The organism is Streptomyces sp. NPDC040410 (assembly GCF_055595715.1).
The window spans coordinates 489,318-501,752 of sequence record NZ_JBVIVK010000001.1 but is presented as its reverse complement, the minus strand read 5'-3'; the positions used below and the strand labels follow the sequence as shown (position 1 = coordinate 501,752).

Genomic DNA, 12,435 nt, shown 5'->3' with positions numbered 1-12,435 from the left:
TCGGGGCATGCAAAAGCTCGAGGCGCACGAGATGCCCTTGCACAAGGTGTTCAGCAGTGACTACGACTTCCAGATACCTGACTACCAGCGCCCCTATGCCTGGCAGGAGGAGCAGGCGGCTCAACTGCTGATGGACCTGCAGGAAGCCCTGGACCGTGGGACGGATGAGCCGTACTTCCTCGGATCCGTTGTGCTCGTCAAGAACAGCGCGGTTCCGAAGGCGGACGTCATCGACGGCCAGCAGCGCCTCACGACATTGACCATCCTCCTGTCGGTCCTACGCGACCTCACCGAGGATCCGGAGCTGCGCGGCGACCTCGACCGGCTGGTCATGGAGCCGGGTGCCAAGATCCGTGGGCTCGCCCCGAGGCCGCGGCTCACTCTCCGGAGCCGTGACGCGGACTTCTTCGAGAAGTACGTGCAGACGAAGGGCGCGGTGGGCACTCTGCTGACGCTCAAGGAGGAGGCCCTGCGGACCGACGCGCAGAAGGCCGTTCTCCGCAACGCGACAGTCCTCCACCGCAGCCTCACCGCGTTGACCGAGGAACGCCGGCTGGAACTGGCTCAGATGCTCGCCGAGCGGACGTTCCTTGTCGTCGTCAGCACTCCTGACCTCGACAGCGCACACCGGATCTTCAGCGTCATGAACTCCCGCGGCCTGGACCTGTCTCCCACCGACATCTTCAAGTCGCAGATAATCGGGGATCTCGGGGCGGAGGCGTCTGAGGCGTGCGCCACCACCTGGGAGGACGCAGAGGAGATGCTGGGGCGCGACGACTTCGCGGAACTCTTCCTCCACCTGCGGATGATCTTTGCCAAGAAGCGGGCGGAACAGGAGCTGCTCAAGGAGTTCCCTGAGCAGGTACTCAGCCGCTACCTCCCCGGCAGGGGCGAGGTCTTCGTCCATGACGTCGTCCGGCCGTATGCCGAGGCTTATGCCCAGATCCGTGAATCTCGTTATGAGTCCGCTTCGGGTGCGGAGGCGGTCAACGCCTGGTTCAGGAGGCTCCAGCAGGTCGACAACTACGACTGGCGGCCCACCGCGCTCTGGGCGCTGCGCCACCACGAGGACGACCCGGCATGGCTCGACACGTTCATGCGGGCTTTGGAGCGGCTGTCGGCCAGCATGTTCGTCCGTCGCGTCTACACGACCCCTCGCGTCACACGCTACGCCGAGCTGCTTCGGCAGCTCGACGAAGGGCAGGGCCTCGCCTCCCCCGCCCTCGAACTGAGGGACGACGAGAAGGCCGAGACCCGGGCCAGGCTCGACGGCGATCTCTATCTGGTCGGCAAGATCCGCAAGTACGTGCTGCTCCGGCTCGACGAGCTGCTGGCGCGCGGGCAGGGAGTGACGTACGACCACCCGCTCATCACCGTGGAGCACGTGCTGCCGCAGAACCCGAAGGCCGATTCGCAGTGGGTCGGGCTGTTCGACGAGGAGCAGCGTGCCCAGTGGACGCATCGCCTGGGAAACCTGGTGCTGCTGAACCGCGCCAAGAACTCGGCGGCCCAGAACTACGACTTCACTGCCAAGAAGGCCAAGTACTTCACCGGCCGCGGGGGAGTGGTCCCCTTCGCGCTGACCAGCCAGGTGCTCCAGCACGTCGAGTGGACTCCCGAGGTGCTGAAGGCCAGGCAGGAGGAGCTGCTGGGGGTGCTCTTCGAGGAGTGGCGTCTGTGAGCGCGGGGGCCGGGGCGTCACATCCCGGCCCCGAGTCCAATGATCTCCATGAAGTTCCAAAGAGTTCCATTATTGGGTCTGTATGGGCTATGGTCGTCCACAACTCAGGTCTCACGGCCCCGCGTTACAACGCTGCTCCCGTGTGTCCCCTCTCGTTCAGTTGCCGTCGGCCTGTCCGGCCGTACGCTCCGCAGTCGTCGCCTCCACGGGAGTCCCGTCATGCCCGTACCCGTCGATCCCGCCCCGGACCCGTCTCCCGCAGGGCCGCCCGCCCAGGAGCCGTCGGCCGGCACCCTTGCCAGTCTCATCGCCGGGCGGCTCGCCGGCTCGGACCTCGACGAGGACACCCGAGCCCTCCTGCTCACCGCCTTCCAGGACGACGGCGGGGCGCGCGGCCGGATGCCGGGCGCCTACGTGCAGTCCGTCACTGTCAGCGGCTTCCGCGGCATCGGCCGTACCGCACGTCTCCCCCTCACCCCCGGCCCAGGACTCACCCTGGTCACCGGCCGCAACGGCTCCGGCAAGTCGAGCTTCGCGGAGGCCGTCGAGATCGCGCTGACCGGCGACAACGCCCGCTGGCGCGGCCGCAGCGACATCTGGCGCAAGAGCTGGCGCAACCTCCACCACGGCGAGGAACCCCAGGTCGCCGTGGAGTTGCGCCTCGACGGCGATCCGGAGCCGGCCACCGTGCTGCGCACCTGGCACGGGGACGACGTCGCCGACTCCACCGCCGAACTCGACCGGCCCGGCCACGACCCCGTCCCCCTCCCGGGCCTCGGCTGGCAGGAGGATCTGGCGACCTACCGCCCCTTCCTGTCGTACTCCGAGCTCGGCCAGGTGATCGGCGGCAGGCCCAGCGAGATGTACGACGCCGTCGCCTCCATCCTCGGTCTGGAGCAACTCGCCGCCGCCGACAAGTGGTTGCGCGACCTGACCCGCGAGTACGACGCGCCCGCCAAGGAGGCGAAGGCCGAACTTCCCGCCCTGCTCACCCTCCTGGACGGCACCGACGACCCCCGCGCCCGGAGCGCCCACACCGCACTGAGCGGGCGGCGCCCGGACCTCGCGCGGGCGGCCGAACTGGCCGCCGAGACCGGCTCGGTGGACGAGGCCCTCCTGTTCGACCTGCGCCGCCGCTCCACCCTGACTGGACCCGACACCGAGGCGGTCGCCACGGCGGTGACCCGGCTGCGCGAAGCCATCGCCTCCGCCGAGGACCTGCGGGGCACGTCCGCCGAGGACGCGCTGCGCCGAGCCGAACTCCTCGCCCGCGCGCTCGCCCACCACCGCGCCCACCCCGCCCTCGACACCTGCCCGGTGTGCGGCGGCACGGCCCGCCTCGACGAGAAATGGGCACGCGACGCCGCCGAGCAGGAAAGCCTGCTGCGCGCCGAGGCCGAGCAAGTCCTCGCCGTCCGCAGGGAACTCGACGCGGCCGCGCAGGCCGTCCGCGACCTGGCCGTCCCGCCCCCCGACTGGCTGCCGTCCGAGATCGCCGCCGCCTGGGGCGACTGGCTGCGGTGCCGCACCGTCTCCGACCCGGCCGTACTGGCATCCGTCTCCGAGAACGCCGCACGGACCGCCACCGACGCCGCACGGGTCACCCGCCAGGAGGCCGCGGTGCGCCTCGCCGACCAGGACGACACCTGGCGCGACGCCGCGCGGGTACTCGCCGCCTGGCTCGACAAGGCCCACGCGGCCGAGCGGGCGGCCCCGCACCTGGCCCGCGTCAAGGCCGCCCAGAAATGGCTCAGGGCCACCCACGACGAGATCCGCGCCGACCGGATGCGGCCCATCGCCGAGGACGCCCAGCGCATCTGGTCCAACCTACGCCAGCAGAGCAATGTCGCCCTCGGTCCGGTCCGTCTGAGCGGCTCCGCAACCCAGCGCAAGGTCGCCCTCGAGGTGACCGTCGACGACATCGACGCCCCCGCGCTCGGCGTGATGAGCCAGGGAGAACTGCACTCCCTCGCCCTGTCCCTCTTCCTCCCGCGCACCTTCCTCCCGGAGAACCCCTTCCGATTCCTCGTCATCGACGACCCGGTGCAGTCCATGGACCCCGCCAAGGTGGACGGCCTCGCCCGCGTCCTCGCCCTCCTCGCCGAGCACCGCCAGGTCGTCGTCTTCACCCACGACACCCGCCTGCCGCAGGCTTTGAAGTACCTGCGGCTGCCCGCCACCGTCCTCACCGTCGACCGCCGTGAGCGCTCCGCCGTACGCGTCCGCTCCGGCGACGACCCCGTCAAGCAGGCCCTGTACGACGCGAAGGCGCTCGCCAGGACCCGCGACCTGCCCGGGGACGTCGTCGCCCGGGTCCTGCCCGGCCTGTGCCGCACCGCCCTGGAGGCCGCCCTCCTCGAACCGGCCCGGCGCCGGCTCCTCGGCACGGGCCTGCCCCACGACGAGATCGAGCGACGCATCGCCAAGGCACACAAGCTCACCGAACTGGCCTCTCTCGCCCTCTACGGGGAGACCGACCGGGTGGGCGAGACCATGACCGACCTCACCCGGGCCTACGGCCAGCAGGCCACCGACCATATCCGGTGGTGCAACAGGGGCTCCCACGAAGCCGTGCTCGTCGACGACGCGGAAGAGATCATCCGCCGCACCGCGGACCTCGCGAAGGCGGTGCGATCCCTGTGACCACGATCCCCCCGGCCACACCCGTCCCGACCGCGCGCCCGCCCCGGCTCCCCGCACCCCTCCCGCCTCCGCAGCCGCCCACCTCGACCCCCGACGAACTGCTCGCGGGCGCGGACCGGTTGCTCGGCACGGCCACTGCCTCCACCACGGGCGTCTGGCCGCGCGCCGTGGCGCTGCTGCTGCGCCACGCCCTCGAAGAGGCTCTGCGCCGCTACTGGCAGGCCCGCAAGCCGGAGCTGGCCCGCTGCCCGCCGCACGCCCAGGCTCTGTGCCTGGAGTCCTACGCCGACCCCGACACGGCCCGCCGCTGGTCGGCGACCTGGGCCGGCCTCAGCCGGGCCTGCCACTACCACGGGTACGAGCTGGCTCCCACGCACGCGGAGTTGTGTGCGTGGCGGGACGACGTCGAGCGGGTGATCGGGGCGCTGGTGCCCCGGACGCAGTGACGGATCGCAGTCGGACCGCAGGTCCGCCGCGTGGGACGGGCGGCGGAAGCCGGTAGGCGGGGCGGTACGGGACGGGGTGCAGGGGAGAGGGGGCGTGCCCGCTTGTCCACCTCGACCGGCCGCACTCGCACTGCCGTCATACGCGTATTACGATGCCTTTGTGGCAAAGACGCGCATCACCATCAGCTTGGAGCAGGACCAGGCCGAACGCATCAGGCAGCACGCGGAACGGGCGGGCATGGACGTCTCGGCCTACCTGGTGCATGCCGCGACGCGCCAGATGGCCGAGAGCGATGCCATAGAGGAGCAGTTCGCCGAGGTGGACGCGCTCATCGCCCGGGCGGAGCGAGCGGCGGACGGGCTGCCCGCCGAACCTGCCCCGGAACCGGCCGCTGAGCTGACGGAGCAGGAACGCCGCGAGGTCGAGGAGGCCCTGGGGCTCGTGCACGGCCGGGACCGGCAAGGCCGCCGTCCGGGACACGCCGCGTGAGCGCACGGGTGCCGGTCTACGACACCGGCATGCTCATCGCACTCGCCGACCGCAAAGCGAAGGCGGTGGCTCTGCACGAGGGACTGCGCACGGTCCCGCACCGGGCGCTGGTGCTCGGACCGGTCCTCGCCCAGGTGTGGCGCCCCCAGCCGGCGCTGGTGCACGCCCTGTCCGGCGTCCTGAAGGACTGCACGGTCCCTCAGGCCCGTACGTCCGAGCCGCCCATGCGTGAGACGAAGGCGGGCCGTCCGGAGTGTCTGGCCTGCGCGACGGGCCCGGACCTCGCGGACTGGCGGCGCATCGGTACGGCGCTGGGGCGGGCGACCCTGCCGACGAAGAAGAGGCCGGACGCGGTGGACGCCTGGGTGGCCCTGGCAGCGGCCCGGCACGGCAGCGCGGTGATCTTCACCACCGACCCGGGGGACATCCACGCCTACCTGACGGTCCTCGCGCCGACGGACGTACATGTGGTCGCCGTCTGACGGACGGGAGTCACTCTCCGCCCCGCCCAGATGGTCGCGCAGGTGGTGAACGAGCTGTCGGCAGGAGCGGGGCGCGGGGCTCGGCCCTGCGCAGGCTCGCTCCGCGAGCGGGTGCCGAGGCGATCAGCTGGCAACGGTAACGGCCATCCAGTGCCACGGCCTCCCCGCGCGCCGACCGCTGAACTCGCCGAGGGTCCTCCACCCGCTTCGCCATTTACCACGGCCGTGGTACTTGGCACGGCAGGAGCACGTACACAGAAAGCCCTGGGCGTTCTGGCAGGAAGAGTTGCACCTTTCACGCGGGTTGTACTCACGGCCGATGAGGACGCTCGGGTACCTGCGGAGCAGCTCGCGGCTTATGTGGGGGAAATGAGGGCCGGCAACCGTCCAACACTTCTCGCGGCCGTCCCACCGGAACGATCGATCGCTTCCGACCCAGCCGGAGAGTTTCCGCTCGTGCTCCCACATCGTATGAGCCGGGAACCAGACGCTGAACCACCCATTGGCGGGCAAGCCGATTGTCGGCAGGTGCTCACCCCGATAATTCGGTAGCCACTCAGGGGGCTTGAGGTACTCAGTCTTCTTCCGCCGTTCACGCCTGCGTCCTTTGCCCCCGCCCGCAATCTGCCGGCTGCGTCGAGGTCCGGGCCCCCACTCGACCGACACGAGTGCGGCGAGCTGACCGGAGGCATGGCAAGGGAGATGACTTAGCGGCCTGTCGTGGGCGACCACACGGCCGTCCTGGTCGACCTGGATGGAGTTGCGGCACTTCAAACACGTGCGGTTGAATCTTCCATCACCCACAAGCACCCCCTTGGTTGCGCTGATGTCTCCCGTATCCGCTGTTGTGTCCTGCCGGTCTCGGCAGCACCTCGTCGGCTGTACCCCCACGCCCAACTGCACGGCATTGGTACCCGGGGTGCTCGTGAGGTGCGAGTTCCTTGGTTGGCGCTCCTCAGGCTCTGCGCAGGCGGTGTAGGTGCCGTAACCGACTGCGGTGGTGGAGGCGGGGCGCCCGACGCCCTTCAGTGCGCCGAGGGCCAGTCAGGCGAGTTCTCGGACTCTGGCGGTGTGCTGCGCGTCAGCCATCCCACGACGTCGGGGGTGGGCCAAATGCGCGACGACCGGCCCTCACGGCCAGAGTGGCCATGGCAGCGTTGGCGCCACCACCAATCACAGCGCCGATACCGAACGGTGCAACTCGACCGAGAACGATGATTCCCTGCTTGGTTCCGTACTTCGTGATGAAGTTCTTCCCCAAGACCTTGTTGATCTGACGCAACGTCTCGACGGGCACCCTGGCGACAACCTGACGTCCCCAATGTTGCCCCGTACGCTCGGCGACTTTGGTAATGCTGGCTGAGCCGCTCCCGCCGAGCATGATTCCCATCACGATCGTTCGACGGCGCTCGATCTCGTCGATGGGGACTCCGTGGACTTCGGCGAGCGAGAGCGCGAAGAGGGCGCTCAGTTCAAGAGACGAGAGAGCCTCGCCTGCCGACAGCGCCAGTGCGACTCCCGTGCCGACGCCGGGCGCGGCTGCAGTTCCTCCAACCGCCGCACCCGTTCCGGTCAAGGCGCTGACGTACATCCGCTCCAGATTGCGGATTACCTGTTCTGGCGTCGCCTCTGGGTTCCGCTGGCGGGCGCGGGCGATGTTCTTGCGTATTAGTAGGCTCTGGCTGTCGATTGCCTTATCGAGGAGGTCGAGGACTCGCTGCCCACGTACGTCTGCTTCCGGAACCGGTCCGTCGTGGGCACCCGTTGCCATGCCTTGAACTCCTTCGGTCGTTGAGTCCCAAGTCTCCCACTCAGGCCGCCAGTTATGGAGCGTTTTCCCGACAGCTCCTACCTGTCCGGGCTCGGAGCCGTTTGCGGTCCGCGCCATCGGCTGAGAGAACACTGTCAGCACCTGCCAGAGCCTCGTCGAACCGGAGTGCGGCGACGGCTCACCTGGGAGTCTGGCCTGACCTCATCGACCGGGGCGGAAGGTTGTGCTCAGCCGCCTGCCGCGCACCGGGTGAACCGCGCCCAGCCGTCGCGGTCAGATCCGCCCGCTGTGCGTGTCCGGGCCTGGGGTCTCGCAGGCGCATTCAGCCCAGACCGTCTTGCCGCCGGGCGGGTACGGCTCGACGCCCCAGCGGTCCGCGAGGGCAGTCACCAGGAGGAGGCCACGGCCGGACTCGGTGTCCAGGGACGGTCCGCAGTCCGCAGGCGGTGACGGGAGGCGCTCCCCCCGGGCGTCGGTGACGGCGATACGGAGCTGGCCGGCCGCGGTGTCGAGGGTGAGGGTGAGCCGGAAGTCGCGGCTGCCCACGCGACCGTGCAGGGCGGCGTTGGCGGCGAGTTCGGCCACAATCTGCTCGGCGTGCTCGGTGACACCGGGTGACACCGGCCACGCGCGGAGTTGCTCGGCGGCGAGAAGGCGAGCAAGCCGGGCTCCACGGCGGGTGGACGACAGGAGCTGGGTGAACGTGTGTACGGTGGTGGTGAGTTGGGGTGTGGTTGCGTTCATGGGGCCACGGTGACGGGTGCGCGGGGGCGCGTTCCAGAGCTACGATCCGTACGTTGCGTCAGCGTACGAGCACATTCCGTGGACGGTACGACGGTTCATGCGTCACGCTGGGTGTCGTCGGGTGGGGGCTGGCGAACAGCGCGGGTAAGGAACCGGAGGTGGCCGCAGATGACCGGCGGCGGTGTGGTGGACGACGAGGACATGCCGGGCGGCGAGGCGGACCGGGAGCCTGATCCCTCGGACAGCCTGCGGACGTTCGGGGCGGTCATGCAGGCACTGCGTGAGCACGCGGGGTACAGCAGAACCGAGTTCGCGGACCTGGTGCGCTTCTCCAAGCACACGGTGGAGTCGGTGGAGTTGGGGCGGCGGATGCCCGACGTTGCGTTGGTGGAGCGGTCCGAGGAGGCGCTGGGCAACACGGGGGCGCTGCGGAAGTCGTCGAAGTACGTGACGCGGGGGCGCGGGGATGTGGGGCTCGCGGCGTGGTTCCGGCAGTGGGCCCGGCTGGAGCGGGTGGCGGTGAGCCTGTGCACGTATGAGTGCCGGCTGGTGCCGGGGCTGTTGCAGTCGGAGGGGTATGCGCGGGCGGTGTTCGAGGGGACCGTTCCAGTGGCGCCGGACAGCCTGCTGGAGGACTTCATGGCCCGACGGATGGAGCGGCAGCGGATGCTGTTCGAGCGGCCGACGACACCGTTCAGTTTCATCGTCGAAGAGCACGTCTTCCGGCGCCGGTTCGGGGATCCGGACCAGATGCGGGAGATGTTCGACCATGTGCTGGAGCTGAGTGCGCCGCGGAATGTGACGCTTCAGATCGTGCCGTTGGAGGCAGGGTTGCATGCTTGCCTGGATGGGCCGGTGCGGCTTCTGGAAACTCCCAGAGGGCAACGACTTGCGTACTCCGAGGGGCAGCAGAACGGCCGTCTGATCTCCGACGTGAAAGAGGTGAGCCTCCTCTGCCAGCGCTATGACACACTGCGCTCGCAGGCCCTGAACGCCAAGGACTCGCGGGGTCTGCTGGAGCGACTCCGAGGAGAGCTATGAGCACGAGGCCGGAACTGGCGTGGTTCAAGTCCAGCTACAGCGGCAGTCAGGGTGACGACTGCGTGGAGGTCGCCGTTACCGAACAGGCCGTGTGCGTACGGGACTCCAAGGACGTGACGCGCCCTCACTTCGCCGTCGGCCGTGAGGAGTGGTCGCGGTTCGTGGGGTTCGCGACAGAGGTGTGACGTCTCTTCGATGGTGAGCGGTGGCCGAGGGCGGCCTTGTCTGCCGCGGTAGGGACGCAGACGAGACCATGCACCGCTCACGTTCGAGACCCGCCTGGCCCATGCCCTTTCACGGGCCAGGAAGGATCGGAGCGTTCGTCAGCCTTCGCGGCTACGGCAGATGCCCGCGAAGTCGCAGCCGGCACAGGACGTGCACCAGTTGTCCAGGCGGGACAGCCGGTTGGTGCGCAGCGAATCCGCCGCCTCCGTGACCCGCTCGCCGAGGTCGGTCATGACCTTGGGGTCCACCATCTCGCGAGTGTCGCGTCCCGCCTTGTCGAGGTTGAGGACCTCCACGACGTCCGCGTCCTGCCCGGTCAGCTCCCGGTAGCCGAGTACATACAGATGCAACTGGTCACGGGTCAGGTCCTCGGCCTGGGCGCGTTCGCTGGACTTGAAGTCGACGACCGACGTCTCGTTCGTGTCCAGCCGCTTGATCAGGTCGACACGGCCGGTCACGGTGACGCCGGGAACTGGGTGGATCTCGACAGGCTGCTCGGAGTACCGCGTCTGGTGCAGGGTCGCGCCATGGCGCTCCAGGTATCGCCGGACAGCCGTCTCGGCGGCGGGGCGGAGCTGGTCGGCCGCCGCCTTGTTCGCGAACGGGAGGTTGAGGTGGCGCTCGACGAGGGCCTCTGCTTCCTCGGGAGCGGCGATGTCGCCTTCGATGGCACGCTTGTGGATCTCGGCCATGACGTCGTGCAGGGACTTGCCGAAGCCGAGTTCCTTCTGCAGGGGCGAGTCGAAGCCGTAGAGCAGGCGGAGCTTGAAGGAGTACGGGCACTCGAAGAGGTACTTGAGGTCCGAGAAGGACATGACGACATCGGGGGTGCCCCGCCTGGGAGTCGGCGTCAGTCGGCCGTCGGGCGAGGGGACGACCTCGCGGGTCAGGACAGTGTGGACCCCTGTGGCTTCGTTGAAGAAGTCCGAGCGCTTCTTGCCGGTGCGCTTCTCACTGGGTGCGAAGGAGAGCGCCAGGTACTTCTGGGCGCGGGTGACGGCGACGTAGAAGAGGCGCCGCTCGTCCGCCTCGGTGCCCCGGTAGCGGGCCGCGCCCGGGATGAGGTCCTCCTCGACCACGTGAAAGACGCCGAGCCCGCCCCGGCCGGAGGCGGGGAAGGTGTTCTTGCGCAGGGCGGGCAGGAAGACCGCGGGCCACTGCATGCCCTTGGCCTGGTGGACGGTGGCGATGACGACGGCGTTGGGCTGGGCGTAGCCGTTGTCTCCGTCGGACTCCTCGTAGTAGTCGGGTGCCTGGTGCTCGACCCACTTGGCGAACGCGTCGAACCGCTGCTGGGGTTCGCTGGTGAGGTGGATGCGTTCGAAGTCCCCGATCGCGGTGGAGAAGCGGCCGAGGTTGTAGTAGACGAGTTCGCCCTGCTCGTTCGGAACGCGCTCCTCGCGCAGCTCCACGGCTTCGAGGAACTCGAGGAAGACGCCCTGGAGCGTGGTGGAGTCCCAGGGCTTGGAGGCATCCCACTGCATGGCGGTGGTGAGTACGGGAAGCCCGGTACGTACGTCGCCCTCCGCGAGCCCGACGCCAGCGTCCACCCATGCATCGACGACGTCCTGCTCGTCGGCCAGCCCCGCGACGAACCGGAAACAGGTGACGGCTGCCTGCACCTCGGGGGTCTCGAAGAGCTTGGTGAGGCCCTTGATGACGTACGGGATGCCACGGTGGCGCAACTCTTCGACGAGAGGTCCAGCGTCGGCTTTGACGGAGCGGAAGAGGACGGCGAAGTCGGACCAGTCGAGTCCGCGCGGCTCACTGCCTTCCCGGTCCTGGAAGGGGATGCCACGCAGCCGCTCCATGCGGTCGACGAGCCAGGTGGCCTCGGCCTCGGTGTCCGGGAACTCCAGTGCCAGCAGGTCACCGCGCTCGAAGGTCTGGTGACCCGCGGCCGTCATTGCCTTGCTGAGACGCTCGCCGGGATCGATCTGCTCGACGACGTGGCGTGCGAGGTCGACGATGGCGGAACTGGAGCGGAAGTTCTCGTTCAGGGTGACGCGGTGGACGTTGGGGTAGCGGCCCTCGATAGTGAGGATGTTCTCGACGGCACTGCCGCGCCACTGGTAGATCGTCTGGTCGTCGTCGCCGACCACGCAGAGGTTCGCGCCGTGGCGGGTGAGCCCGCGGATCAACTGCTCCTGCACCGGGTTGGTGTCCTGGTACTCGTCGACGACGACGTACTTGACGGTCTCCTTGACGTGCCGCTGCAGGTCCAGGACGGACTCGTCACCCTCGTCATTGTCGTCGTTCAGCAGGACGGCAGCGTTGTGGAGGATCGCCGTGTAGTCGAAGTACGCGCGGTCGCTGAGGAGTTGCATGTACTTGCCGAGCCCGTCCGCGACGTCCGGGCGGAGCCCGTCCAGGTCCACGTCGTCCTCGCGGAGGATCGACATGACCTGCTGATACAGCTTGGAGTTGACCCAGCGCCGCAGGGGCTTTTCGGTGCCTCTGACGACCGCGTTTGTCGTGGTCAGTCCGGAGCGGGTGCTGTACTTGTCGATGATCAGCCTGGTCTGCACGTCGTTGAGGACGTTGTACTTGAATGCCTCGGGGACGTGGCTGTGCAGCAGGTCCAAGGCGTACCCGTGCATCGTGCCGATGTACATCTCGGCGAGGCCGTGCACCTCGCCATGGAGTTCACGGATCCGGGTGTGCACACGCTCCTTCAGCTCACCTGCGGCCTTCTCGGTGAAGGTGAAGGCGACGATGTTCTTCGGCTGCACATCGCGCCGCCCGATCAGGCGCGCGATCCGCTGCGAGATGACCTCCGTCTTGCCGGAACCGGCACAGGCGACGATGAGGAGGTTGTCGTCGTGGGTGTTGATGGCGGTGCGCTGGGCATCCGTGAACAGCATTGTTCCCCCCGGAACTGACTGGTGCCTCTGTGTGGGAGGCCGGTGGTG

Annotated in this window: 10 protein-coding genes; 7 read left to right on the top strand and 3 right to left on the bottom strand. The window is 68.8% G+C overall.

Features of this window, described 5'->3' with window-relative positions; genetic code table 11:
- The first annotated feature begins 7 nt into the window (after positions 1 to 7).
- The 5 genes from ACZ562_RS02205 (at position 8) to ACZ562_RS02185 (ending at position 5,742) form a co-directional block, all read left to right on the top strand.
- The gene (locus tag ACZ562_RS02205) at positions 8 to 1,681 is read left to right on the top strand and encodes a DUF262 domain-containing protein (RefSeq protein ID WP_471173253.1); all 1,674 of its coding nucleotides are present in this window, start codon (positions 8 to 10) and stop codon (positions 1,679 to 1,681) included.
- Between the two features lie 219 nt (positions 1,682 to 1,900).
- Positions 1,901 to 4,324, top strand: a complete 2,424-nt coding sequence (locus tag ACZ562_RS02200; protein ID WP_471173252.1) for an AAA family ATPase — start codon at positions 1,901 to 1,903, stop codon at positions 4,322 to 4,324.
- Positions 4,321 to 4,770 (top strand): hypothetical protein, encoded by a 450-nt coding sequence (locus tag ACZ562_RS02195; RefSeq protein ID WP_471173250.1) that lies wholly within the window; start codon positions 4,321 to 4,323, stop codon positions 4,768 to 4,770. Before ACZ562_RS02200 ends, ACZ562_RS02195 begins: the two co-directional genes overlap by 4 nt.
- A 160-nt stretch (positions 4,771 to 4,930) precedes the next feature.
- Entirely contained in the window at positions 4,931 to 5,260 is a 330-nt protein-coding gene (locus ACZ562_RS02190) for a plasmid mobilization protein (protein ID WP_362766545.1), read from the top strand.
- Entirely contained in the window at positions 5,257 to 5,742 is a 486-nt protein-coding gene (locus tag ACZ562_RS02185; protein WP_177223532.1) for a PIN domain-containing protein, read from the top strand. Before ACZ562_RS02190 ends, ACZ562_RS02185 begins: the two co-directional genes overlap by 4 nt.
- 1,081 nt (positions 5,743 to 6,823) lie before the next feature.
- Here ACZ562_RS02185 and ACZ562_RS02180 read toward each other — a convergent pair.
- Together ACZ562_RS02180 and ACZ562_RS02175 are read right to left on the bottom strand one after the other, a co-directional pair.
- Entirely contained in the window at positions 6,824 to 7,513 is a 690-nt protein-coding gene (locus ACZ562_RS02180) for a hypothetical protein (RefSeq protein ID WP_471173247.1), read from the bottom strand.
- 273 nt (positions 7,514 to 7,786) lie between these two features.
- The gene (locus ACZ562_RS02175; RefSeq protein WP_471173245.1) at positions 7,787 to 8,257 is read right to left on the bottom strand and encodes an ATP-binding protein; all 471 of its coding nucleotides are present in this window, start codon (positions 8,255 to 8,257) and stop codon (positions 7,787 to 7,789) included.
- A 168-nt stretch (positions 8,258 to 8,425) separates the two neighbouring features.
- Here ACZ562_RS02175 and ACZ562_RS02170 point away from each other — a divergent pair, with 168 nt between their 5' ends.
- Positions 8,426 to 9,298 (top strand): helix-turn-helix domain-containing protein, encoded by an 873-nt coding sequence (locus tag ACZ562_RS02170; protein WP_471173243.1) that lies wholly within the window; start codon positions 8,426 to 8,428, stop codon positions 9,296 to 9,298.
- Positions 9,295 to 9,483 carry a DUF397 domain-containing protein gene (locus ACZ562_RS02165; protein WP_471173240.1) on the top strand — a complete coding sequence of 63 codons (189 nt, stop codon included), beginning with the start codon at positions 9,295 to 9,297 and terminating at the stop codon, positions 9,481 to 9,483. Before ACZ562_RS02170 ends, ACZ562_RS02165 begins: the two co-directional genes overlap by 4 nt.
- 138 nt (positions 9,484 to 9,621) lie before the next feature.
- Here the strand turns inward: ACZ562_RS02165 and ACZ562_RS02160 are convergent, their stop codons facing one another.
- Positions 9,622 to 12,387, bottom strand: coding sequence for an ATP-dependent helicase (locus ACZ562_RS02160; protein WP_471173238.1), 2,766 nt, complete (start codon positions 12,385 to 12,387; stop codon positions 9,622 to 9,624).
- Positions 12,388 to 12,435: the final 48 nt, after the last annotated feature.

Coding starts and splice junctions, on each gene's coding strand:
- ACZ562_RS02205 (WP_471173253.1), top strand. CDS start 8: ATGCAAAAGCTCGAGGCGCACGAGATGCCCTTGCACAAGGTGTTCAGC.
- ACZ562_RS02200 (WP_471173252.1), top strand. CDS start 1,901: ATGCCCGTACCCGTCGATCCCGCCCCGGACCCGTCTCCCGCAGGGCCG.
- ACZ562_RS02180 (WP_471173247.1), bottom strand. CDS start 7,513: ATGGCAACGGGTGCCCACGACGGACCGGTTCCGGAAGCAGACGTACGT.
- ACZ562_RS02175 (WP_471173245.1), bottom strand. CDS start 8,257: ATGAACGCAACCACACCCCAACTCACCACCACCGTACACACGTTCACC.
- ACZ562_RS02170 (WP_471173243.1), top strand. CDS start 8,426: ATGACCGGCGGCGGTGTGGTGGACGACGAGGACATGCCGGGCGGCGAG.
- ACZ562_RS02165 (WP_471173240.1), top strand. CDS start 9,295: ATGAGCACGAGGCCGGAACTGGCGTGGTTCAAGTCCAGCTACAGCGGC.
- ACZ562_RS02160 (WP_471173238.1), bottom strand. CDS start 12,387: ATGCTGTTCACGGATGCCCAGCGCACCGCCATCAACACCCACGACGAC.